21 protein-coding genes are annotated in these 21,887 nt (G+C 68.4%); 14 read left to right on the plus strand and 7 right to left on the minus strand.

The features are described 5' to 3' along the window. Positions 1 to 18: 18 nt before the first annotated feature. Together thrS and ACP699_RS02175 are read left to right on the plus strand one after the other, a co-directional pair. Positions 19 to 1,944, plus strand: coding sequence for a threonine--tRNA ligase (gene thrS / locus ACP699_RS02170; protein ID WP_235563090.1), 1,926 nt, complete (start codon positions 19 to 21; stop codon positions 1,942 to 1,944). Beyond that, a complete protein-coding gene (locus tag ACP699_RS02175) occupies positions 1,941 to 2,495 on the plus strand; it encodes an HIT family protein (RefSeq protein ID WP_055872471.1) in 555 nt (184 codons plus the stop codon). The genes thrS and ACP699_RS02175 overlap by 4 nt, the downstream gene beginning before the upstream one ends. A 70-nt stretch (positions 2,496 to 2,565) precedes the next feature. Here ACP699_RS02175 and pdxY read toward each other — a convergent pair whose 3' ends face one another. Further along, complete coding sequence (gene pdxY, locus ACP699_RS02180) at positions 2,566 to 3,417, minus strand: pyridoxal kinase PdxY (protein ID WP_127482324.1); 852 nt, start codon at positions 3,415 to 3,417, stop codon at positions 2,566 to 2,568. 46 nt (positions 3,418 to 3,463) lie between these two features. Next, positions 3,464 to 4,771: an aminotransferase class I/II-fold pyridoxal phosphate-dependent enzyme gene (locus ACP699_RS02185; RefSeq protein ID WP_426168812.1), complete on the minus strand. Its 1,308-nt coding sequence runs from the start codon at positions 4,769 to 4,771 to the stop codon at positions 3,464 to 3,466. 90 nt (positions 4,772 to 4,861) lie between these two features. Between ACP699_RS02185 and pdxS the strand changes: the two genes are divergently transcribed. Continuing rightward, the gene (gene pdxS / locus ACP699_RS02190; protein WP_055868042.1) at positions 4,862 to 5,755 is read left to right on the plus strand and encodes a pyridoxal 5'-phosphate synthase lyase subunit PdxS; all 894 of its coding nucleotides are present in this window, start codon (positions 4,862 to 4,864) and stop codon (positions 5,753 to 5,755) included. After that, positions 5,706 to 6,365: a pyridoxal 5'-phosphate synthase glutaminase subunit PdxT gene (pdxT, locus tag ACP699_RS02195; RefSeq protein ID WP_426168816.1), complete on the plus strand. Its 660-nt coding sequence runs from the start codon at positions 5,706 to 5,708 to the stop codon at positions 6,363 to 6,365. The genes pdxS and pdxT overlap by 50 nt, the downstream gene beginning before the upstream one ends. Here the strand turns inward: pdxT and ACP699_RS02200 are convergent, their stop codons facing one another. Together ACP699_RS02200 and ACP699_RS02205 are read right to left on the minus strand one after the other, a co-directional pair. Further along, positions 6,366 to 7,289 (minus strand): aminoglycoside phosphotransferase family protein, encoded by a 924-nt coding sequence (locus ACP699_RS02200; protein ID WP_426168819.1) that lies wholly within the window; start codon positions 7,287 to 7,289, stop codon positions 6,366 to 6,368. Beyond that, positions 7,286 to 7,996 carry a dienelactone hydrolase family protein gene (locus ACP699_RS02205; RefSeq protein WP_426168822.1) on the minus strand — a complete coding sequence of 237 codons (711 nt, stop codon included), beginning with the start codon at positions 7,994 to 7,996 and terminating at the stop codon, positions 7,286 to 7,288. Before ACP699_RS02205 ends, ACP699_RS02200 begins: the two co-directional genes overlap by 4 nt. 86 nt (positions 7,997 to 8,082) lie before the next feature. Here ACP699_RS02205 and ACP699_RS02210 point away from each other — a divergent pair, with 86 nt between their 5' ends. The 8 genes from ACP699_RS02210 to ACP699_RS02245 all read left to right on the plus strand — a co-directional run bounded on the left by ACP699_RS02210 (position 8,083) and on the right by ACP699_RS02245 (position 16,715). Then, positions 8,083 to 8,844: a YebC/PmpR family DNA-binding transcriptional regulator gene (locus ACP699_RS02210; RefSeq protein ID WP_017830533.1), complete on the plus strand. Its 762-nt coding sequence runs from the start codon at positions 8,083 to 8,085 to the stop codon at positions 8,842 to 8,844. Positions 8,845 to 8,889: 45 nt separating this feature from the next. Further along, positions 8,890 to 9,477: a crossover junction endodeoxyribonuclease RuvC gene (gene ruvC, locus ACP699_RS02215; protein WP_055868053.1), complete on the plus strand. Its 588-nt coding sequence runs from the start codon at positions 8,890 to 8,892 to the stop codon at positions 9,475 to 9,477. Between the two features lie 9 nt (positions 9,478 to 9,486). Continuing rightward, positions 9,487 to 10,107, plus strand: coding sequence for a Holliday junction branch migration protein RuvA (ruvA, locus tag ACP699_RS02220; protein ID WP_426168826.1), 621 nt, complete (start codon positions 9,487 to 9,489; stop codon positions 10,105 to 10,107). Continuing rightward, on the plus strand, positions 10,100 to 11,125 hold the full coding sequence (ruvB, locus tag ACP699_RS02225; RefSeq protein WP_017830536.1) for a Holliday junction branch migration DNA helicase RuvB: 1,026 nt from the start codon (positions 10,100 to 10,102) through the stop codon (positions 11,123 to 11,125). The genes ruvA and ruvB overlap by 8 nt, the downstream gene beginning before the upstream one ends. A gap of 78 nt (positions 11,126 to 11,203) precedes the next feature. Next, positions 11,204 to 11,602, plus strand: a complete 399-nt coding sequence (locus ACP699_RS02230; protein ID WP_017830537.1) for a preprotein translocase subunit YajC — start codon at positions 11,204 to 11,206, stop codon at positions 11,600 to 11,602. A gap of 55 nt (positions 11,603 to 11,657) precedes the next feature. Continuing rightward, positions 11,658 to 13,406: a protein translocase subunit SecD gene (gene secD / locus ACP699_RS02235; RefSeq protein WP_426168830.1), complete on the plus strand. Its 1,749-nt coding sequence runs from the start codon at positions 11,658 to 11,660 to the stop codon at positions 13,404 to 13,406. After that, complete coding sequence (secF, locus tag ACP699_RS02240) at positions 13,406 to 14,395, plus strand: protein translocase subunit SecF (RefSeq protein WP_055872480.1); 990 nt, start codon at positions 13,406 to 13,408, stop codon at positions 14,393 to 14,395. Before secD ends, secF begins: the two co-directional genes overlap by 1 nt. Before the next feature lie 67 nt (positions 14,396 to 14,462). After that, the gene (locus ACP699_RS02245; RefSeq protein ID WP_017830540.1) at positions 14,463 to 16,715 is read left to right on the plus strand and encodes a RelA/SpoT family protein; all 2,253 of its coding nucleotides are present in this window, start codon (positions 14,463 to 14,465) and stop codon (positions 16,713 to 16,715) included. On the opposite strand, the gene ACP699_RS02250 is transcribed toward ACP699_RS02245, so the two are convergent. Both ACP699_RS02250 and ACP699_RS02255 read right to left on the minus strand, forming a co-directional pair. Further along, positions 16,702 to 17,253, minus strand: coding sequence for a hypothetical protein (locus ACP699_RS02250; RefSeq protein WP_426168835.1), 552 nt, complete (start codon positions 17,251 to 17,253; stop codon positions 16,702 to 16,704). The two genes, ACP699_RS02245 and ACP699_RS02250, sit on opposite strands and share 14 nt — an antisense overlap. 64 nt (positions 17,254 to 17,317) lie before the next feature. Then, on the minus strand, positions 17,318 to 18,670 hold the full coding sequence (locus ACP699_RS02255) for a DUF349 domain-containing protein (RefSeq protein ID WP_200935128.1): 1,353 nt from the start codon (positions 18,668 to 18,670) through the stop codon (positions 17,318 to 17,320). A 214-nt stretch (positions 18,671 to 18,884) separates the two neighbouring features. Between ACP699_RS02255 and ACP699_RS02260 the strand changes: the two genes are divergently transcribed. Together ACP699_RS02260 and ACP699_RS02265 are read left to right on the plus strand one after the other, a co-directional pair. Continuing rightward, positions 18,885 to 20,768, plus strand: coding sequence for an FAD-dependent oxidoreductase (locus ACP699_RS02260; RefSeq protein WP_426168839.1), 1,884 nt, complete (start codon positions 18,885 to 18,887; stop codon positions 20,766 to 20,768). Then, positions 20,765 to 21,526 carry a winged helix-turn-helix domain-containing protein gene (locus ACP699_RS02265; protein ID WP_164743666.1) on the plus strand — a complete coding sequence of 254 codons (762 nt, stop codon included), beginning with the start codon at positions 20,765 to 20,767 and terminating at the stop codon, positions 21,524 to 21,526. Before ACP699_RS02260 ends, ACP699_RS02265 begins: the two co-directional genes overlap by 4 nt. A gap of 42 nt (positions 21,527 to 21,568) precedes the next feature. Here the strand turns inward: ACP699_RS02265 and ACP699_RS02270 are convergent, their stop codons facing one another. Next, the gene (locus tag ACP699_RS02270) at positions 21,569 to 21,871 is read right to left on the minus strand and encodes a hypothetical protein (RefSeq protein WP_229778900.1); all 303 of its coding nucleotides are present in this window, start codon (positions 21,869 to 21,871) and stop codon (positions 21,569 to 21,571) included. Between the last annotated feature and the right edge of the window lie 16 nt (positions 21,872 to 21,887).

Raw genomic sequence — 21,887 nt, forward strand, 5'->3', positions numbered from 1 at the left:
GACCGAAACGTCGTCGCGATGCGCGTCAACGGCGATCTCAAGGATCTTGCCACGACCGTGACCGACACCGACGTGGTCGAGCCGGTCACGATCGACAGCGCGGACGGGTTGAACATTCTCCGTCACTCCGCTGCCCACGTGCTGGCTCAGGCCGTGCAGCGCATCAATCCGCAGGCGAACCTCGGCATCGGTCCGCCCATCACCGACGGGTTCTACTACGACTTCGGCGTCGACACCCCGTTCACGCCCGAGGACATCAAGGCCATCAGCAAGGAGATGCAGCGCATCATCCGCGAGGGCCAGCGCTTCGTCCGCCGTGTCGTCACCGACGAGGAAGCTCGCGCCGAGCTCGCGAACGAGCCGTTCAAGCTCGAGCTCATCGGGCTCAAGGGCGCCCAGGAGGCGGCCGAGGGCGCGTCCGTCGAGGTCGGCGAGGGTGAGCTGACGATCTACGACAACACCACCCGCGACGGCGAGGTCGTCTGGAAGGACCTCTGCCGCGGTCCGCACCTGCCGAACACGCGCATGATCGGCAACGGCTGGGACCTCACCCGCATCGCCGCCGCGTACTGGCGCGGCAGTGAGAAGAACCCGCAGCTGCAGCGCATCTACGGCACGGCCTGGCCGACCAAGGAAGAGCTGCGCGCCTATCAGGAGCGCATCGCCGAGGCGGAGCGCCGAGACCACCGCAAGCTCGGTGCCGAGATGGACCTGTTCTCCTTCCCGGACGAGATCGGCTCCGGACTCGCGGTGTTCCATCCCAAGGGCGGCATCATCCGCTACGAGATCGAGGAGAACCTGCGCAAGCACCTGCTGCGCAACGGGTACGACCTCGTGAACAGCCCGCACATCACGAAGAAGGATCTCTTCATGACGTCGGGTCACCTGCAGACCTATGCGGACGGCATGTTCCCGCCGATGCACCTCGACGAGGTCGTCGATGAGGAGGGCAACGTCACCCGGCAGGGGCAGGACTACTACCTGAAGCCGATGAACTGCCCGTTCCACAACCTCATCTTCCGTTCGCGCGGGCGCTCCTACCGTGAGCTGCCGCTGCGACTGGCCGAGTTCGGCACGGTCTACCGCTACGAGAAGAGCGGCACGCTGTCCGGCCTGACCCGCGTGCGCGGCCTGACGCAGGACGACGCGCACATCTACGTCGCTCAGGACCAGGTCAAGGAAGAGCTCACCACCAACCTGAACCTCGTCCTCGACCTGCTCCGCGACTACGGACTCAACGACTTCTACCTCGAGCTGTCGACGAACGAAGAGGGCAACCCGAAGTTCCTCGGCGAGCCGGAACAGTGGTCGACGGCGATCGACACGCTGCGTGAGGTCGCGATCGAGTCCGGGCTCGAACTGGTCGCCGACCCCGGCGGAGCGGCCTTCTACGGTCCCAAGATCTCCGTGCAGGCGCGTGACGCGATCGGCCGCACCTGGCAGATGTCGACCATCCAGCTCGACTTCAACCAGCCGGACCGGTTCGAACTGGAGTACACCGGTCCCGACGGCCAGAAGCACCGGCCGGTCATGATCCACCGTGCACTCCTCGGCTCCGTCGAGCGGTTCTTCGCGATCCTCCTCGAGCACTACGCCGGCGACTTCCCTCTGTGGCTCGCACCCAGCCAGGTTGTGGGTGTTCCGGTCGCTGAGCAGTACGGCGACTATCTGGACGACGTCATCGCGCAGCTGCGGGCGGCGGGGGTCCGGGCCGATGTCGACCACTCGGACGACCGCATGCAGAAGAAGATCCGCACCCACACGACCGCGAAGGTCCCCGTCATCCTCATCGTCGGGGAGCAGGACCGTGCCGCTGGCACCGTGTCGTTCCGCTTCCGCGACGGCACGCAGGAGAACGGCGTCCCGGTCGAGGACGCGGTGCGTCGTATCGGCGCCGCCATCGCGTCCCACGCGCTCGTGCTGAAGGCAGGGGATCTGGCGTGACCGACGGGGCGCAGCCGCTGGAGGATGCCGGAGTGCTCGCAGGAGTCCCGGACGAGTTCCAGCGGCTGTGGACCCCGCACCGGATGGCGTACATCCAGGCAGGGCCCGAGCCGCTTCGCGAGGAGTGCCCGTTCTGCGAGGCGCCGAAGTTCCCGGATGCCGAGCGGCTGGTCGTCGCCCGGGGAGAGACGGCCTACGTGCTGCTGAACCTCTTCCCCTACAACTCGGGACATCTGCTCGTCTGCCCCTACCGCCACATCGCCACGTACGACCAGGCGACGGCTGAGGAGGTCGCCGAGATCGGCGCGCTGACGCAGACGGCCATGCGGGTGCTGCGTGAGGTGTCACGCTGTGACGGCTTCAACCTCGGGATGAACCAGGGGGCGGTGGCCGGAGCGGGCGTCGACGCCCATCTGCACCAGCACGTGGTGCCGCGCTGGACGTCGGATGCGAACTTCTTCCCGATCATCGCGAAGACCAAGGCGCTTCCGCAGCTCCTCGGCGAGGTGCGCGAGGCCGTCGCGGCGGCCTGGCCGGAATCCGGCAGCTGAGACCGACAGCCTCGCTCGCCCGCTCGACAGACCGGGGTGGTCGAGCGAGCGGTGAGCGAGACGACGGGGCTCAGCGCACCTGACGTGCCGTGAACTGCATCCGCGGGTGGGCGTAGAAATCCTGGGCCTCGACGAGCTGCAGTTCGCGCTCACCGGATTCGAGCGTCGCCTTGAGCAGGTCGTACACACTGGACGCCGTGCGCTCGAGGGCGATCTTCGCGCTTCCGGTTTCGACGTAGTGCGCGGTGAACAACGCTGCGGTCACATCGCCGGAGCCGTTCGCCTTCATCGGCAGGTGCGGGGTCTGCACGACCCACGCGCCCTCGTCGTCGGCGGCGAGCATCTCGATCGTGCCCTCTTCGCGGTCGGGGCGTTCGACACTGGTCACGAGCACGGTGCGCGGACCCATGGCGCGTGCGAGATCGACAGAGGCGAGGGTGGACTCCAGCGTGTCCGGCTCGGTGTCGGTGAGGAAGCCGAGTTCGAACTGGTTCGGTGTGATGATGTCGGCCACCGGGACGACGCGCTCCCGCAGCAGCACCGGGATGGCGGGTGCGACGAAGCAGCCGGACTTCGCGTTGCCCATGACGGGATCGCACGCGTAGACGGCGTTCGGGTTCGCGGCCTTGACCCGTGCGACGGCGTCGATGATCACGTCGCCGATGCCCTCACCACCCTGGTAACCGCTGAGGACGGCGTCGATCCGGTCGAACACGCCGCGCTCCTCGATTCCCGTGATGACCTCGCGCACGTCGTCGGGCGCGATCAGCGGTCCGCGCCAGGCGCCGTAGCCGGTGTGGTTGGAGAAGGTCACGGTGTAGACCGGGAGCACCTCGACGCCGATGCGCTGCAGGGGGAACACGGCAGCGGAGTTGCCGACGTGCCCGTAGGCGACGGCTGACTGGATGGAGAGGATCTTCATTCTCCGACTCTTTCGTTCAGGGCGGGTCGATGCCCGCTGTGGATGGTCATCGCCCCGCGGCGACGAGATCTGCGACCAGGGACTCGGCCTCGTCGTCGGAGAGGTCGTGCACGGTCAGGCGCAGGTGGTGCGAGGGCTCCGCCTTTTCGTCGAGGGCGAAGTCGTCTCCGGTGCGGGCGAGCCACCCGCGCCGCATGAGCCGGTCGGCGACGGCGCGTGCAGGCTGGCCGAACCGCACCCACAGGCTCAACCCGTCGGATGCCGTGGCCTCGATGCCGTTCGCGCGCAGCCGGGCGGCGAAGGCGGCGTTCCGCTGCGCGTAGTGCGCCGCGGCAGAGGCGACTTCTGCCCGCACCGTCTCGTCGGTGAGCTGGGTGAGGGCGAGACGCTGCAGGAGGTGGCTGACCCAGGTGGTGCCGGGGCTCAGCCGCATCGCGAGGCGCTCGGCGGTCTCGGCGTCGGTCGCCGCGATGGCCAGGCACATATCGGGTCCCAGGAACTTCGAGACGGAGCGCACGAGGGCGAACCGGCGGTGGTCCGGCCCGATGAGCGACTCGTACGGCCGTTGCGAGAGCATCGAGAAGTGATCGTCCTCGATGATCAGCACGTAGGGGTGGTCGGCGAGCACATCGCGCAGTTCAGCGGCCCGGGATGCGGTGAGGCTCGCTCCGGTCGGATTCTGGGCCCGTGGCGTGCAGATGATGGCGCGGACTCCGGCCGTCAGCGCGGAACGTAGGCCGTCGACCGTCATGCCCTCGGCATCGACGGGCACGGGAACCGCGCGGTACCCGCCGAGTCGTACCGTGTGGATGCTCGCTAGGAAGCAGGGGTCTTCCAGTGCGACGGCGTCATCGCGCATCAGCGCCTGCGCCAGCAGGCGCTCGACGGCGTCGACCGCGCCGCTCGTGATCGTGATCCGGAAGTCGTGTTCTGCGAGATCGCCGGTGATCCACCGGCTCGACCACTGCTCGAGGCCTTCGTCGATCACGGGCTCGCCGTAGAGCACCGGACGCGATGCGATGGTCATCAGCGCGGGCGCCGGGTCGGGGATGAGCCGCGGATCCGGGTTCCCCGTGCCGATGTCGCGGAGCACCGTGTCGGAGGCGTACCCCTCCTGCGCCACCGCTTCGAGGCCGGCGACGACGGTGCCCGCTCGGCCGCGAGAGATCACCAGGCCCGCCTGGGCGAGCTGTCGATAGGCCGCGACGGCGGTGTTCCGGTTCACACCCAGCGTGGCCGCGAGCTCCCGCACCGGGGGGAGCACCGCACCGGCGTGGAGGATTCCGCGATCGCGCAGGGAACGCACGCTGTCGGCGATGTCCGATGCGGTGGTGCCTGTGATCTGGTCGCTCATGGTCCTCCTCAGCGATTCTAGGTCGAATCGGACAGTGCTATGTTTGACCTAGATCAAAACCGACTTCGGTGCATCCGACAGGAGTTCCCCATGGCAGAGCAGACAACCACCGGATCCTCGCGCGTCAAGCGCGGACTCGCCGAGATGCTCAAGGGCGGCGTCATCATGGACGTCGTCACGGCAGAGCAGGCGAAGATCGCCGAAGACGCCGGCGCCGTCGCCGTCATGGCGCTCGAGCGCGTGCCGGCCGACATCCGTGCGCAGGGCGGCGTCTCGCGCATGAGCGACCCCGACATGATCGACAGCATCATCGACGCGGTGTCGATCCCCGTCATGGCCAAGGCCCGCATCGGGCACTTCGTCGAGGCGCAGGTCCTGCAGGAGCTCGGTGTCGACTACATCGACGAGTCCGAGGTGCTCTCGCCCGCCGACTACGTGAACCACATCGACAAGTACGGCTTCACTGTGCCGTTCGTGTGCGGTGCGACCAACCTCGGCGAGGCGCTGCGTCGCATCAATGAGGGCGCGGCCATGATCCGCTCCAAGGGCGAGGCCGGTACCGGTGACGTCTCGGAGGCGATGAAGCACATCCGCAAGATCCGTGGCGAGATCGCTGCGCTCACCGCGCTGCCCAAGGACGAGCTGTTCGTCGCGGCCAAGGAGCTGCAGGCACCCTACGAGCTCGTGGCCGAGATCGCCGAGACCGGAAAGCTCCCCGTCGTGCTGTTCGTGGCCGGCGGAGTCGCGACCCCTGCGGATGCGGCGATGATGATGCAGCTCGGCGCCGACGGCGTGTTCGTCGGATCCGGGATCTTCAAGTCGGGCAACCCCGCCGAGCGCGCGAAGGCGATCGTCAAGGCGACGACCTTCTTCGACGACGCCAAGGTCATCGCCGAGGTTTCGCGGGGTCTCGGCGAGGCTATGGTCGGCATCAATGTCAGCGACCTCCCGGCACCGCACCGCCTCGCCGAGCGTGGCTGGTAGCACTCGGGTCGGTGTCCTCGCGCTGCAGGGCGACGTGCGCGAGCACGCCGCCCTGCTCACGAGCCTCGGCGCCGACGTGGTTCTGGTACGTCGTCCCGACGAGCTCTCGTCGGTGGGCGGCCTCGTGATCCCGGGTGGAGAGTCGAGCGTGATCGACAAGCTCTCCCGCATCTTCGGGATGCAGCAGCCGATCCGCGACGCGATCGCGGCAGGGATGCCGGTGCTCGGCACCTGTGCGGGACTGATCATGCTCGCCGATGACATCGTCGACGCGATCGACGGGCAGGAATCGTTCGGCGGGCTCGACGTCGTCGTCCGCCGCAATGCCTTCGGACGTCAGGTGGAGTCCTTCGAGGCCGAGCTCGACGTCCCCGCTCTCGGTACGGAGCCGGTCTCTGCGGCGTTCATCCGCGGCCCCGTGGTCGAGTCGGTCGGTCCGCGTGCCCAGGTGCTGGCGGCGTTGCCGGACGGTCGCGTCGTCGCGGTGGAGCAGGGAGAACTGCTCGGGCTGAGCTTCCACCCCGAGATCACGGGGGAGAAGCGCTTCCATGAGCGCTTCCTCGCGCGGGTCGAAGCGCGCCGACGCGCGATGGTGACGCCGCGCGTCTGATCAGAGCAGCGTGGCGAGCCAGCGCAGCGCCGGAACCGCCTGCGCGCGCTGGAAGGCGCGAAGGCCAGGGAGCTGCGGAATCTCCGGTTGTGCCTGCTGGTACCAGAGGAACGACGCGAACGCGGAGATCACGGGGAGCAACTCGATCTGCGACGGCGCATCGTGGTCTTCGAACACAGCCCACGCCTCTTCGCAGGTCGGCCCACCCGACGCCTCGATGCTCGGCAGCAGACAGGGCAGGTCGACCCACGCAGCACCCCGGCGCGCATGCGGCCAGTCGAGCAGGTGCGCTCGTGCGCCGCTGATGAGGATGTTGTCTGCGCGCACGTCGTCATGAACGATGACGTCGCCGTGCAGGGCGTCGCTGAGGTCCTCCTCGATCCGCAGGAGCTGCGGCATCCGCACTGACAGATCGTGGGGCAGAGCATCGAGGAGACGGGGATCCGCGGCGATCTCCGCCCACCGGGCGAAGCCGGGGATCATGCGGTCTTCCGCTCGCGGCATCTCCGACGGCGCGGCGGTGGTCGAGAGTGTTCGCAGAGCCTCAGCCACGGCGTGCAGGTCTTCGACCGTCCACGGTCGACCGGGGTGGTGTCCGTCGATCGCCTCGATGACGAGTGCGACACCCGCGGCGTCGTCGAAGGTGGCGAGGAGGCGCGGAGCGACCGAAGACGGCAGCTGGACGAGCGCGCGCATCTCCTCGCGGAGGAAGTGCAGCGAGTCCGCGTGCCAGTCGGCACCGCAAGCCTTGACGAAGGCATGACCCGCCGTGGTCGTCACGGTGCCCGCATAGGAGGCGCTGAAGCCGCCGTGTGCGGGCCGGTCGGTCACGAAGTCGCCCCCGATCGCCCCGACGATCTGTGCGCGTACCGACGGAGGAAGTGTCGTCCAGGCGGGCCGGAGGCGATCAGCTCCGGTGTTCATCGTGCGGTGCCGTCCGTGTCGGGATCGACCCGGCGGTGGGAGAGCAGCCAGTCGTAGAACTCGGGGTTCGCGTACGTCTCGGTCCAGGAATCGTGACCGACGCCCGCATATCGCGTGAACCGCACGTCGGCGTCCAACGACTGGAGCTCGGTCACGATCTGCTCCGTGGCGGAGATCGGCACGACATCGTCGGCGTCGCCGTGGAACCCCCAGACGGGCAGGCTGCGCACAGGCGCGGCGCTCTGCATCCACAGTCCGCCGCAGATCGGTGCGATCGCGGCGAACCGCTCCGGATAGCGCACCGCCAGACTCCAGGTTCCGAACCCGCCCATGCTGAGTCCGGTCACCGATATGCGCGCCGGGTCGATGCGGTGCGCCGCGACGACCTCGTCGAGAAGTGCGGCCAGCGTCGAGACCTCGGCGACCCACTGACTCGACTCCGCGCACTGGGGTGTGACGAGGACGAAGGGGAACTCGCGGCCGGCATCCGCCAGCATCGGCGGGCCGTGCACGGCGGCGAGGTCGATGTCGGAACCTCGTTCTCCGGCACCGTGCAGGAACAGCACGAGGGGCCAGAGCTTCTCCTGATCGGCGTCGTAGTCGTCCGGCAGATGGACCAGGTAGCGCAAGGCGTCGGCCGGTGTCGGCTCGCCGTCGCGCACGTGCGAGGAGAGCCGTGCAGGAGCGATGTGTCGTGATCTGCGCATTCCTCCATCCTGCGCCACCCGCGCCGTTCGATAGAATGGACGACGCGCTGAGCGCGAGCTCACGCGGATACGACGAGCGGAGACTTATGTCCGGGCATTCCAAGTGGGCGACCACGAAGCACAAGAAGGCCATCATCGACTCCAGGCGCGCGAAGTCCTGGGCCAAGCTCATCAAGAACATCGAGGTCGCCGCGAAGCTCGGCGGACCTGACCTGGCGGGCAACCCGACGCTCTTCGACGCGGTGCAGAAGGCGAAGAAGACCTCTGTCCCGAAGGACAACATCGATCGCGCGGTGAAGCGCGGTGCAGGTATCGGCGGCGAAGCCGTCGAGTACCTCTCGATCATGTACGAAGGCTACGGTCCCAACGGTGTCGCGCTCATGATCGAGTGTCTGACCGACAACAAGAACCGCGCGGCCGCCGAGGTGCGCACGGCTCTCAGCCGCAACGGCGGCACGCTGGCCGACCCGGGCAGCGTGGCCTACAACTTCAGCCGCAAGGGCGTCATCGTCGTCGGCTCCGAGGGCACCTCCGAGGACGACGTCATGATGGCAGCGCTCGAGGCGGGTGCCGAGGAGATCGAGCCGCACGCCGAGGGCTTCGAGGTCATCACCGAAGCGACCGACCTCGTGGCCGTGCGCAGCGCGCTCCAGGAAGCGGGGATCGACTACGAATCGGCCGACGTCGAGTTCGTCCCGAACCTCAAGGTCGAGATCGACGCCGACACGGCGCGCAAGATCTTCCGTCTGATCGACGCCCTGGAAGACAGCGAAGACGTGCAGAACGTGTTCACCAACTTCGATCTGACCCCCGAGGTCCAGGCCGAGCTGGAGAACGACGAGGCGTAGGCGCGCCGAGCGGCCGGTGTCGGTCCTGCGGCCTAGCCTGGGGGAGTGACCTCCTCTCTGCGTGTGCTCGGCATCGATCCAGGGCTCACCCGGTGCGGTGTCGGCGTCGTCGACGTCGACGGCTCGCGTCGCGGGACTCTGGTGCACGTCGGCGTGATCAGGTCATCGCCGGACGCGGAGATCGGTGATCGTCTGTCGATCGTCGCCGCCGGCATCCGCGCCGTGATCGCCGAGCACCGTCCGCACGCGGTGGCCGTCGAGCGCGTGTTCGCACAGCAGAACACCCACTCGGTCATGGGAACGGCGCAGGCCAGTGGCGTCGCGCTGCTGATCGCCTCCGAGTCGGGGCTGCCTGCCGCCACCCATACCCCGAGCGAGGTCAAGGCAGCGGTGACGGGATACGGCGCCGCAGACAAGCGACAGGTGCAGACCATGATCGCGCGCATCCTGCGCCTGGACGAGCTGCCGCAGCCGGCCGATGCCGCTGACGCCCTGGCGATCGCCCTCTGCCACGCATGGCGTCGCGGCGGAGCCGCATCATCTTCCGGCCAGGCGGCGCTGACTCCCGCGCAGCGTGCCTGGGCCGATGCCGAGAAGCGTGTCGGTCGAACATACCTACGAGCGACACCGTAGGCTGAGGGGATGATCTCCTCTCTGCACGGTGTCGTCCTGCATGCGACATCCGATCAGGTCGTCATCGACGTGGGCGGGGTCGGATTCGCCGTCGCCGTCCCCGCTGACGTCGCGCACACAGCGGTGGTGGGGGAGAAGCTCCGGCTGCACACCAGCCTCATCGTGCGGGAGGACTCCCTGTCGCTGTTCGGATTCGCCGACCGGGGGGAGCTGGAGATCTTCGGACTTCTCATCAGCGTCACCGGTGTCGGTCCGAAGTCGGCGCTGGGCGTGCTCTCGCACCTCACGGCCGATCAGATCGCCGAAGCCGTCACGGCCGAGGACGACGCCCCGTTCCGGCGCGTCTCCGGCATCGGCCCCAAGACGGCCAAGCTCATCGTCCTGCAGCTCGCCGGAAAGGTGCAGGCCTTCGCGGCGCCGTCGAAGCCGGCGGCCGCGGGCGGAACCGACGTCGTGACGCAGGTGGCCGCAGCGCTGGTCGGGCTCGGCTGGTCCGAGAAGGTCGCCGCGGAAGCCGCGACCCAGACGGCGGCGGAGGCCACGGATGCGGAGCGCGCATCGGTCGCCTCGCTCCTGCGACGCACGCTCGCCCTCCTCGGCCCGGCGCAGGGAGGCCAGGCGCGTGTCTGACCATCTCGACGCCAGCGAGCCGTCCGACGAGACCGAGCTCGCGATCGAGGGCGCGCTGCGTCCGACCAGCCTGGGGGAGTTCGTCGGACAGCAGAAGGTCCGCGGTCAGCTGCAGCTCCTTCTCGAGGCCGCACGCATCCAGAGCCGCCCGGCCGACCACATCCTGCTGGCAGGGCCTCCGGGGCTCGGCAAGACGACGCTCGCGATGATCGTGGCGCACGAGAGCGAGCGTCCGCTGCGTCTGTCCAGCGGTCCGGCGATCCAGCACGCCGGAGACCTCGCCGCTCTGCTGTCGAGCCTGGTGCCAGGCGAAGTCCTGTTCATCGATGAGATCCACCGGATGGCGCGCTCCGCGGAGGAGATGCTCTACCTCGCGATGGAGGACTACCGGATCGACATCATGGTGGGCAAGGGCGCGGGCGCGACGAGCATCCCGCTCGAGCTCTCGCCGTTCACCCTCGTCGGCGCGACGACGCGCTCCGGTCTGCTGCCGAACCCCCTGCGTGATCGCTTCGGTTTCACGGGGCATCTGGAGTTCTATGAGGAGTCGGAGCTCGAACAGGTGATCGCCCGCTCGGCCGCCGTCCTCGGCGTCGATCTGCCGACGGATTCGCTCTCCGAGATCGCCCGCCGCTCGCGCGGCACACCGCGCATCGCCAACCGTCTGCTGCGCCGTGTGCGCGACTATGCCCTGGTGCACACGGGGGGAGTGGCGACCATCCGCGAGGTCCGTGCGGCGCTGGAACTCTACGACGTCGATCCGATCGGCCTCGACCGCCTGGACCGTGCCGTGCTGGAAGCGCTGGTGCGTCGATTCCGCGGGGGTCCGGTCGGGCTCAGCACACTCGCGGTGGCGGTCGGCGAGGAGGCTGAGACGGTGGAGAGCGTGGTCGAGCCCTACCTCGTGCGCATCGGGTTCCTCGGACGCACTCCCCGTGGCCGTGTCGCGATGCCGGAGGCGTACGCGCATCTGGGCGTCGCTCATCCGGACGGGATGCTTACGTTGGATGACCTATAATCGCTGGAGACTTCCCGGTTACCTTCGCGCGCCCAAAGGCTGGAGCGTGCACCTGAGAAAGGCGCTTCCCCCATGCCCATGGAATTCCTGCTCTTCGGCCTTCTTGCCGTCCTCCTCGTCTTCATGATCTTCAACACGCGCAAGCGCACGAAGCAGATGAAGGCAGAGCAGGAGGAGAAGGCCACCAAGACTGTTCCGGGCGCCAAGGTGCTCCTGCAGGGTGGCATCTACGGGACGATCGTCGCGTACGACCCCGAAGACCTCGACACGCCGGCGCTGGTCGAGATCGCTCCCGGCACCATCATCGACGTCCACAGCCAGGCCATCCTGCGCGTCGTCGAGCCCAAGGACGCCGTCGTCGACGCGTCGGCAGATGAGATCGTCGAGGAGCAGGTCGCCGACGAGTCGATCGCTCCGGCCGTCGAGACTCCCGAGGAGACCCGCGCCCGCCTCGAGCGCGACGCCGACGACAAGTAAGCCCGGGGCCGACGCGGCCGCTCGGACCTCCGTCCTTCCAGAAAGCTGAACACACGTGGCTTCATCCTCTCCCGTCCGTCACGCCTGGCGGGTCCTTCTCGGCCTGCTCCTCGTGACGGGCGTGCTCTTCGGCATCAACGCGCTGGGCGTGTACGTCTTCAAGGACAGCAACGGGGAGGCCGCGAGCTCGTGGTCACCCGAGCTCGCCCTCGACCTCCAGGGCGGCACCCAGATCGTCCTGAGCGCGGAGACCGAGGACGGCGCCGCCCCCTCGACCGAGCAGCTCGATCAGGCCGCGGCGATCATCCGTCAGCGCGTCGACGCCTCGGGTGTCGCCGAGGCCGACATCACCACCGAGGGCGGACAGAACATCGTCGTCCAGATCCCGGGTGAGGCCGACGCGCAGACGCGGGAGCGGATCCAGTCGAGCGCTCAGCTCGAGTTCCGCCCCGTTCTGTACACCACGGCGGCGACCAACGAGTTCGTCGGCGAGGACGGCAACTCCACGCCGTACCCGAGCCCGGACCCGGGGCTCAACTCGACGCCGACGGCCGAGCCGACCGACGCGAGCGACCTCTCCTGGGTCACGGACAAGCTGGCCGCGGAGTTCCAGGCGTACGACTGCGCGAACCCCGACAACAACGCCGCGAAGGCGCCGAAGGACCAGCCGCTCATCGCCTGCTCGGCGGACGGGACGGCGAAGTACATCCTCGGACCTGCCGAGCTCGACGGAACCGCCATCACAGACGCCTCGGCCGGTCGCGATCCGAAGTCGGGCGCATGGCTCGTCCAGCTCACGATGAACGGCGACGGGGCCGACGCCTTCGGCAAGGTCAGCACCCGTCTGAACCAGAACCGCATCGACGGGCTCACGCCGCGCGATCAGTTCGCGTTCGTGCTCGACGGCAACGTGATCAGCGCGCCGCGCATGAACGGCCAGATCCTCGACGGAAAGCCGAGCATCTCGGGCAGCTTCACACAGGAGACCGCGACGACTCTCGCGGACCAGCTCAAGTTCGGTGCTCTTCCGCTCAGCTTCACGGTGCAGAGCTCCGACACGATCTCGGCCACGCTGGGCACCCAGCAGCTGCAGATCGGTCTGATCGCCGGACTCATCGGTCTCGCGTTGGTGGCGATCTACTCGCTGATCGTCTATCGCGCGCTCGGGTCGGTGATCATCGCGTCGATCGCGGTGATGGCGATCCTCACCTACATCATCATCTGCATCCTGGCGTGGCGCATCGGCTTCCGCCTGTCGCTCGCCGGTGTCGCCGGTCTGATCGTCTCCATCGGTTTCACGGCCGACTCGTTCATCGTGTACTTCGAGCGAATACGAGACGAACTCCGTGATGGAAAGTCGATCACCTCTGCGGTGGAAGACGGCTGGGGTCGCGCCAAGCGCACGATCTACATCTCGAAGTCCATCAACGTCCTCGCGGCGCTCGTGCTCTACATCCTGGCCGACGCCACGGTGAAGGGCTTCGCGTTCACGCTCGGCCTCACGACGCTCATCGACGTGTTCATCTTCGTGATCTTCACGCATCCGGTGATGCAGTTGCTCGCTCGCACGCGATTCTTCGGCGGAGGCCACAAGCTCTCCGGTCTCGACCCCGAGGCTCTGGGCGCCGTGTACCGCAGCCGCTCGCAGTATCGCGAGGTGACCACGGTATCCGCAGGGCGGGGCGCGAAGAACGCCCGCTCCCGCGGTGAGGCGGATCGCAGACAGACCATCGCCGAACGCAAGCGCGCCGAGGCCCTCGCGGGTGACAAACCCAACAACGCCGGAAGTGAGGGAGACGCCTGATGCCTTCCATGAATGAGTTCGGCAACAACCTCTACTCGGGGAAGACCTCTTTCCCGTTCGTCGGCAAGCGGCGTCTGTGGTTCATCATCGCGATCGCTCTCGTCGTCGGATCGGCACTCGTGCCCCTCATCCGCCCTATCCAGTTCTCGATCGAGTTCACCGGGGGATCGCAGTTCACCGTTCAGGCGCCGGACAGCGTCGAGCAGGACACCGCGACCACCGCGGTGCAGTCGGTCGTGCCCGGAGCGGCGACGAAGGTCGTCGTGGTCAACGGCACGGACATCCGCGTCCAGACCGACCAGATGAGCGCCGCGGAGACCCAGCAGGTCGGCGAGGCGCTGGCGAAGGCCTACAGCGTCGAGCCCTCTGCCGTCACCTCCTCCTTCATCGGCCCGGCCTGGGGCGAGAACGTCACGAAGCAGTCGCTGTGGGGTCTTGCGATCTTCCTCGCGCTGACCTTCCTGATCCTCGCGATCTACTTCCGCACGTGGAAGATGTCGGCCGCGGCCATCATCGGTCTGCTCGACGTGCTCGTGATCACGGTGGGCGTCTACGCGCTGGCCGGCTTCGAGATCTCGCCCGCGGCGGTGATCGGCTTCCTGACGATCCTCGCGTACTCGCTGTACGACACCACGGTCGTGTTCGACAAGATCCGGGAGAACACCACGGAGGACGGGGAGAAGTCCGCCCGACTGTTCGGTGAATCGGTGAACCTCGCCGTGAACCAGACGCTGGTGCGCTCCATCAACACCTCGGTGGTCGCAGCGCTGCCGGTCGGCGCCGTGCTCTTCATCGGCGCTTTCTGGCTCGGTGCGGAGTCACTCACCGACATCTCGCTGTCGATCTTCGTCGGCATCCTGGTGGCGACCTACTCGACGCTCTTCGTGGCTGCTCCGCTCTACTCGCTGTTCCGCGAGAACGAGCCGCAGCTCAAGGCACGCGACGCCCGCATCCGCGAGAGCCGCAGCAAGGCGTCGGTCGAGGTCTGACCGGTCGGCTCAGCGGGAGCTCGTCCCGCCCAGCACGCGTAGGATGAACTGATCGGGAGGTGAGTTGATGGCGGAACCGCAGACGTCATCGCAGGGTTCGAGTCTGCGACGGCTGGTTCCCCGCATCTTCTCCCGCGCGTCCAGGATCAACGACCTCGACAACCTGATCCGCACGGTGCGCGCGAATCACCCCAAGGGTGACTTCTCGGTCATCGAGAGGGCCTACGCGGTCGCCAAGGAGAAGCACGAGGGCCAGAAGCGCCAGAGCGGCGAGCCGTACATCACGCACCCGCTCGCGGTCGCGCAGATCCTCGCGGAGCTCGGCCTCGGACCGCGGGCGATCGCGGCCGCACTGCTCCACGACACGGTCGAGGACACGGGGTATGCGCTGACCGACCTCACCGCCGAGTTCGGCGACGAGGTCGCGATGCTCGTCGACGGCGTCACCAAACTCGACAAGGTCAAGTACGGCGAGAGCGCTCAGGCCGAGACCGTCCGCAAGATGATCGTCGCGATGTCGAAAGACATCCGGGTGCTGTTGATCAAGCTCGCCGACCGTCTCCACAACGCGCGCACCTGGGGTTTCGTCCCGCCCGAGAAGGCGGCGAAGAAGGCCAAGGAGACGCTGGAGATCTACGCGCCGCTGGCCAATCGCCTCGGTATCCAGGCGATCAAGTCGGAGCTCGAGGATCTCTCCTTCGCGGTGCTGCACCCGAAGATCTACAACGAGATCCACAGCCTCATCGCCCAGCGCACCCCGCAACGCGAGAAGTACCTGACCCAGGTCGTCGAGGAGATCGACGAGGATCTGCGCGATCTCCGCATCCGCGGCAAGGTGGTCGGTCGACCGAAGCAGCTCTACTCGGTGTACCAGAAGATGGTCATCCGCGGTCGCGAGTTCGATGACATCTACGACCTGATCGGCATCCGGGTGCTGGTCGCCTCGGTGCGCGACTGCTACGCCGTGCTCGGCGCGATCCACGCGCGCTGGACTCCGCTGCCCGGCCGGTTCAAGGACTACATCGCGACGCCCAAGTTCAACCTCTACCAGTCGCTGCACACCACCGTGATCGGCCCCGCCGGCCGCACTGTCGAGATCCAGATCCGCACGCACGAGATGCACCAGCAGGCCGAGTACGGTGTCGCGGCGCACTGGATGTACAAGGAGCGGATGAACGGCGGTGGCAAGACCGAGGTCCGCGCCTCCGACACCGACATGGCGTGGCTCGCGCACATCTCCGACTGGCAGGCGGAGACCGCCGACCCCGGTGAGTTCCTGGAGTCGCTCCGGTTCGAGATCGGGGCGAAAGAGGTCTACGTCTTCACCCCGAAGGGCCGCGTGATCGGACTCCCGTCGGGTGCGACGCCGGTGGACTTCGCGTACGCCGTGCACACCGAGATCGGCCACCGCACGATGGGTGCGAAGGTCAACGGTCGTCTGGTTCCGCTGGAATCCGAGCTCAAGAGCGGCGACGTCGTCGAGGTGTTCACCTCGAAGAACCCCGACGCAGGTCCCAGCCAGGACTGGCTCGGCTTCGTCGCGAGCACCCGCGCCCGCAACAAGATCCGCGGATGGTTCACGAAGGAGCGCCGCGAGGAGGCGATCGAGCAGGGCAAGGAGGCCATCGCCCGTGCGATGCGCCGACAGAACCTGCCGCTGCAGCGTCTGATGAGTCATGATTCGTTCACGGAAGTGGCGCGGGGCATGCACTACGAGGATGTGTCCGCACTCTACGCCGCCGTCGGTGAGGGGCATGTCTCCACCCAGTCGGTGCTGGAGAAGGTCACCGCTCTCGTGGCGGCGAGCGACCCCACGACGGGTGCCATCGATCTGCCTGGCAGCGCTCCGAGCCGCGAGCCACGATCCGGGGACTCCGGTGTGCTCGTTCGTGGAGCCAACGACATCCTGGTGAAGCTGGCCAAGTGCTGCACACCTGTTCCCGGGGATCAGATCGTCGGTTTCGTGACCCGTGGCAGCGGCGTCTCGGTGCATCGTGCCGACTGCGTCAACGTCAAGGCCCTCGGCAGCGAGCAGGACCGGTTCGTCGAGGTGTCCTGGGCGCCGACCACCAAGAGCGTGTTCCGCGTGCAGATCCAGGTCGAGGCCCTCGACCGCTCCGGGCTCCTCTCGGACGTCACGCGCGTTCTGAGCGAGCACCACGTCAACATCCTCTCGGCGACGGTCACGACCACCGATGAGCGCCTGGCATTGAGTCGTTTCGTGTTCGAGATGGGTGACGCCGTTCACCTGGACCGTGTGCTCAACGCGGTGCGCCGGATCGACGCCGTCTACGACGTCTACCGCGTCACCTCTTCTTGAGCGAGAGTCGCTCCAGCACGGCCATTCCGACGCGACTGCCGGGAACACGGCTCATGTCGCGCAACGCGTCTCCCGCGGCCTCGGGCGCTTCGGGGAACACGATGGCGAGACGGTCCATCCACGTGAGCACTCGGGGGTCTCGGTGCAGCGTCGTGGCGAGGTCGAGCATCGTCCGCATCGGCGTCGACACCAGCACTCCGCCGATCTGCTGAAGGTCGAACGACGGCACCACGGTGTCGTGGAAGACGAGTCGTGAACTGGTGACGGCTCTGATGCGCCTCTCGACGCAGCGCCTGATGTGATGCACGGCGGGCGGGGCGTCACCGGCGCCGTGGATCCAGGCGGCGGTCGGACCCGAGGCTGCGGTTCCGGGCCGCACCAGGGCGGCGATCGTGCTGGCCCTGACATCGGGTCCCTCGATGAGGTCAGCGGGGACGTAGGCGTCGCCCACCTCGACCACGTGGCCGTCGATCCGCGCGGCGCTCAGCTCCGACTGGCTCAACCGCTCACCGGGGACGTAGAGAAAGGCGGGGTGCATCACGCCAGTCTGGCGCAGTGCACCCCGCCTCTTCCGAGCTCGCGGGTGAGCTGTGGAGAACGGATCAGCTGCCGAGGGCGCTCAGCCAGGCGCGTCGCGCTTCGAGTGCGTCGGATGCGGCCTTGGCGGCCTTCTTGTCGCCCGCCTTCTCCGCCGCGGCGACCTCGGCCTCGAGCTTCTCGATCGCCTCGAGCAGCTGCGAACTCATGTCGTTCGCGCGTGCCTTGGTCTCCGGGTTGTTCTTCTTCCAGTCCACGTCTTCGCGGCCCTTCAGAGCCTGCTCGATCGCGCGGAGCTTGTCGTCGAGTGCACGCTCCTTCTCCCGGGGGAAGACGCGGCCGATCTCGTCCCACTGCCGCTGGATGCGCGTGAGAAGTGCACGGGCCCGCTTGATGTTCGACTCGTCCGCGACGGCCTTCGCCTCTTCGAGGAGGGCCTCACGAGCCTCGATCTTCGGCGCGGAGTCTGCCTCTTCCGCAGCGGCCTGCTCGGCACGCGCGGCGTAGAGAGCGTCGCCGGCAGCCTTGAAGCGTGCCCAGAGGGCGTCGTCGGCCTTGCGTCCGGCGCGCCCGGATGCCTTCCACTCGTCGAGGAGGTTGCGATACGCGGGGATGCCGTCCGTGCCACGGGGGGCGAGCGCCTCGGCGCGTTCGACCAGACGGGTCTTCGCGTCGCGCGCTGCCTTGTGCGCATCGTCGAGCTCGGAGTAGAACGCACGGCGCTGCTTGTCGACGATCGCACGGGCGTCGCGGAACCGCTTCCAGAGCTGCTGGGAGATTCCCTTCGACAGGCGCGGTCCGTTCTGCTGCTGCGCCTGCCAGGCGTCGAACAGCTCGCCGAGCTCGGCGGTGACCTGCTTCCACTGCACCTTGCTGAGGTCGCGGGCGGCGATCTCCTCGGCGCGCTCGACGAGGATCGTGCGCTCGGCGATCGCCTTGTCGACGAGCTCCTTGGCCTGCTGCGCCTCCTGCTCGGTGGCTTCCGACAACGACGAGGTGAGCGCGTTGAGCCGATCGCGCAGTCCTGCGAGATCGCCGACGGCGGCGGCATCGGTCGCCTCCTCGATCAGGTGCGCAGCCTGCTTGGCCAGGTCGCCGGCAGAAGCTCCGCCTGCCTGGTGGCGCTGCTCGAGCGTCTGCACCTTGAAGGCGATGTCGTCGAACTTGCGGACGAAGTAGGCGAGGGCCTCGTCGGGAGTTCCGTCGGGGTACTGGCCGACGACGCGCCAGGCATCGCCCTCCTTGACCTCGACGGTGCCGTCTTCGGACACACGACCCCATTCGGCTGAGGTCGAGGATGCGGCCGGCACCGATGCGACGGGCGCGACGGCGGCCGGTGTCGGCGCCTTTCGCGGCATCGGCACGGCGGGGGGTCCGGGGACGGGGGGAGTCGGCTTCGTGGGCTCGTTGGCAGACACGTGATTCTCCTTGCGCGGTCGGGCCGCGGGAGGCGGAAAGGACGAGGCTCAGCCTAGTACGCCGGAGCACCGCGGGTGAGGCCCCGACTTCTCGCGCGACCGTTACCGTTTCGTGACGAGAACGTTCGATCCGGGGAGCACTCCTCGTCATCTGCAGGTAACACGGTCCTCCTATCGTCGCCAGGACGACAGCCTTCCGGTCGACAGGAGCAGCATGAAGGACACCACATCGCCGCCGAGCGACATCCTGGTCGTCGGAGCGGGGATGGCGGCGCACCGCTTCGTCGAGAGTCTGCTCCGCGACCCCGGTGCGGCCGTGCGGGTCACCGTGATCGGCGATGAAACCCACGGTCCGTACGACAGGTCCGCCCTGGTCGATGTCCTCTCCGGGCGCGATGCCGCGGAGCTTCGGCTCGATCGCTCCGTCTTCCGCGACGATCGCGTGCGCCTGATCCGTGATGATCGTGTGCTGCACATCGACAGGTCGGCACGCACGGCCCGCACGCGCTCACGGCGCACGTACCCGTACGACGTGCTGGTGCTGGCCACGGGGTCTTTCGCAGCGCGTGCAGCCGTGTCGGGAGCGCGTCTTCCCGGGTGCTTCGTGCTGCGCACGATCGAGGATGCGGAATCGGTGAGGGAGTTCGTCGACACGCGATCCCGCCGCCTCGGTCGTCCGCTGCGCGGCGTCGTGATCGGCGGGGGACTGCACGGTGTCGAGACCGCCCTCGCGCTCAACGAGGCGGGTGTGGGCACGACGCTCGTGCAGTACGCGGACCGCCTGCTGCCGGGGATGCTGGACGGGGACGGCGCAGGAGTGCTGCAGGAGGGCCTCGAAGCGCGCGGCATCGCCGTGCGCACTCGAACCAGGACGACCCGCCTCGACGCCGACGACTCGGGTGCCGTCACGGCGCTGGAGTTCCAGGACGGCACCTTCCAACGCGCCGATGTCGTGGTCTTCACTGTCGGCGTGCGGCCACGGGACGAACTCGCGCGCAACGCCGGGCTCGACGTGCACCCGCTCGGCGGCGTGATCGTCGACGAGGGTTGCGCCACGTCCGATCCGCGCATCCTCGCGATCGGAGAGGTCGCGAACTTCGACGGGCGCGGCATCGATGCGGCCCCAGCAGCGCGCGCCATGGCGGAAGCGGCGGCGTCGCAGCTGTGCGGGGGAGCGGGACGCTTCTTCGGGCACGTGGACGGCGTGCATCACACCGTCGCCGGAATCGACGTCGTGAGTTTCGGGGAGTCGCAGCCCCACACCGCAGACCGGATCGAGGTCGTCACCGATCGTCGTCGTGGCGCAGGCGTGTACCGCAAGGTCGTTCTCACGGACGACGCGCGCACGCTCCTCGGCGCCGTTCTGGTGGGCGACACGAGTGGTCATGCCTCGCTTCGCCGGCTCGTCGGTGTCGCGTCGCGAGGGCGGCTGGCGGACGAGCTGCGCCGGACGACGCACGACGAAGACGCCGCGGTCTGCATCCACATCGGCATGTCACCGCGGGCGCTTCTCACGGCGCTCCGAGGGGAGGGGCTGCTCACCTTCAGCGGCGTCGGCACGCGCTTCGGTCGGGAGCCGGGGTGCGAGCGGTGCACGCTGGCCGTGGCGCGCGCCCTCACGTCGCTCGCCGGCGAGCTGATCCCGCAGCGCACGCCTCACCGGCAGGAAGAGAGCGAGCGGCCGGAGGAGCACGTCCGAGCAGACACGACTCGTGCCGTGGTCTCGCCGGTGGCAGGAGGAGCCCTCACACCCGAGCAGCTCATCGGCATCGGACGCATCGCGCAGGATCTCGGCCTGCACCCGCGGATCATCCGCTCCCGGATCGAGTTGCAGGGAGTGGGTCGGAGCCAGCTCCTCGCGCTCCGGGACCGGCTGAGCGCTGCGGGGCTCGCATGCCGCACACCCCTCCTCGACAGTGGAATGCGGATCTCCGAGGAACCGCTGCCACTGACGGAAGAGGGTGCGTCGACTGCACGGAGGGGATCCGAGGAGCCGCTCCGGGAACGGGGCGCGACCGGGGCGATCGGCTGGGGCGAGCGACAACGGGACGGTGCGCGGCATCGCCGTTCCCCGCTCCGTGCGGACAACCCCGCATGAGGACCGGGCGTTCGGGGGCGCGCCCGGTCCTCGCAGGATGCAGGATCATCGTCTCGGTCGACACGAGGGCCGCGGACGCCTCTCTCGCCGCGAGTCGTGCGGCCGGCATCGACGACCTCGAACGTGCACTCCGCGCGGGGGGAGCGGATGTGACGCGCGTGCCAGGGCGTCGTGAGGCGGCTCCGTCTCCGGCCGTGCTTCGCCGTGCCGTGCATCGCGCGGGCTTCGGCGGTGCCGACGCGGTGCTCTTCACCGCGTCCGCCGCTTCATGGGTCGGGGCGGCGGTGAGCACAGGGACCCTCGACGCGAATCGCCGAAGGGTCGAAGCGGGGCGGTTGCTCCTGATCGCGATGGACGAGGAGGAGGCGGGTCGGCTTCGGGCCGCCCGCCTGCCCGTGCGATACGTCGCGCCGTCAGCGCCCGGAGGACTGACGAGCTGTGTCCTGTCGCACTATCGAAGCGGAGCACGATCGCTTCTCACCGAGCTCGGGCGTCTCGACGTGCGCAGCGGTGGTGTGGTGCTCGACGGGTGCTTCATCCCCCTGCCCCGTGGAGCCGCCGGAGTGATCGAGGCGCTCTTCCTCGCTCGTGGACGGGTGCTGTCGAGGGCGGAGCTGGCGAGGATGCTCCCCGGCGGCGAACGCAGCGGTCATGCGGTGGAGGCCGCCGTCGCCCGACTGCGTGAGGCGCTGGGCGGGATCGACCTCGTCCAGACCGTCGTCAAGCGGGGCTATCGCCTCGCTGTGATCGAGCCGTGAGCCGGGGAGAACGGCGAGCGCAGCGGCGGAGGGCTCTGCCGATCACTCGGCGGGCGCGTCCGAGGGGACGGGGGCGGGGGTCTCCGTCGGCGCCTCGGTCGGAGCGGTGGACGGCTCGACGGACGGCGTGGGGGTGGGCTCCGGTTCCGGGGCCGTGACCTGGGCGTGCACGACCTGGCTGCCGATCGCCGCGACCACGATGAGGCTGCCGACGATGGCGGCGATCGTGTTGTCGCGGACACGACGGCGGATCTGCCCCTCGTGCCACTGGGTGCGCGCGGCGTGCAGTCGTGCGCGCTCCGCCGACGTGCGCGACTGTGCGTTCTTCGAACCGCGTGCGGCCATGCCCTGGTCTCCCATC

The organism is Microbacterium sp. DWRC1-3 (assembly GCF_049896645.1).
Classification (GTDB): Bacteria; Actinomycetota; Actinomycetes; order Actinomycetales; family Microbacteriaceae; genus Microbacterium; species Microbacterium maritypicum.

What these genes read in the sequence shown, in the direction of transcription:
- thrS (WP_235563090.1), top strand. Translation starts at nt 19, where the DNA reads ATGCGCGTCAACGGCGATCTCAAGGATCTTGCCACGACCGTGACCGAC.
- pdxY (WP_127482324.1), bottom strand. Translation starts at nt 3,417, where the DNA reads ATGAAGATCCTCTCCATCCAGTCAGCCGTCGCCTACGGGCACGTCGGC.
- ACP699_RS02185 (WP_426168812.1), bottom strand. Translation starts at nt 4,771, where the DNA reads ATGAGCGACCAGATCACAGGCACCACCGCATCGGACATCGCCGACAGC.
- pdxS (WP_055868042.1), top strand. Translation starts at nt 4,862, where the DNA reads ATGGCAGAGCAGACAACCACCGGATCCTCGCGCGTCAAGCGCGGACTC.
- pdxT (WP_426168816.1), top strand. Translation starts at nt 5,706, where the DNA reads ATGTCAGCGACCTCCCGGCACCGCACCGCCTCGCCGAGCGTGGCTGGT.
- ACP699_RS02200 (WP_426168819.1), bottom strand. Translation starts at nt 7,289, where the DNA reads ATGAACACCGGAGCTGATCGCCTCCGGCCCGCCTGGACGACACTTCCT.
- ACP699_RS02205 (WP_426168822.1), bottom strand. Translation starts at nt 7,996, where the DNA reads ATGCGCAGATCACGACACATCGCTCCTGCACGGCTCTCCTCGCACGTG.
- ACP699_RS02210 (WP_017830533.1), top strand. Translation starts at nt 8,083, where the DNA reads ATGTCCGGGCATTCCAAGTGGGCGACCACGAAGCACAAGAAGGCCATC.
- ruvA (WP_426168826.1), top strand. Translation starts at nt 9,487, where the DNA reads ATGATCTCCTCTCTGCACGGTGTCGTCCTGCATGCGACATCCGATCAG.
- ACP699_RS02230 (WP_017830537.1), top strand. Translation starts at nt 11,204, where the DNA reads ATGGAATTCCTGCTCTTCGGCCTTCTTGCCGTCCTCCTCGTCTTCATG.
- secF (WP_055872480.1), top strand. Translation starts at nt 13,406, where the DNA reads ATGCCTTCCATGAATGAGTTCGGCAACAACCTCTACTCGGGGAAGACC.
- ACP699_RS02245 (WP_017830540.1), top strand. Translation starts at nt 14,463, where the DNA reads ATGGCGGAACCGCAGACGTCATCGCAGGGTTCGAGTCTGCGACGGCTG.
- ACP699_RS02250 (WP_426168835.1), bottom strand. Translation starts at nt 17,253, where the DNA reads ATGCACCCCGCCTTTCTCTACGTCCCCGGTGAGCGGTTGAGCCAGTCG.
- ACP699_RS02260 (WP_426168839.1), top strand. Translation starts at nt 18,885, where the DNA reads ATGAAGGACACCACATCGCCGCCGAGCGACATCCTGGTCGTCGGAGCG.
- ACP699_RS02265 (WP_164743666.1), top strand. Translation starts at nt 20,765, where the DNA reads ATGAGGACCGGGCGTTCGGGGGCGCGCCCGGTCCTCGCAGGATGCAGG.
- ACP699_RS02270 (WP_229778900.1), bottom strand. Translation starts at nt 21,871, where the DNA reads ATGGCCGCACGCGGTTCGAAGAACGCACAGTCGCGCACGTCGGCGGAG.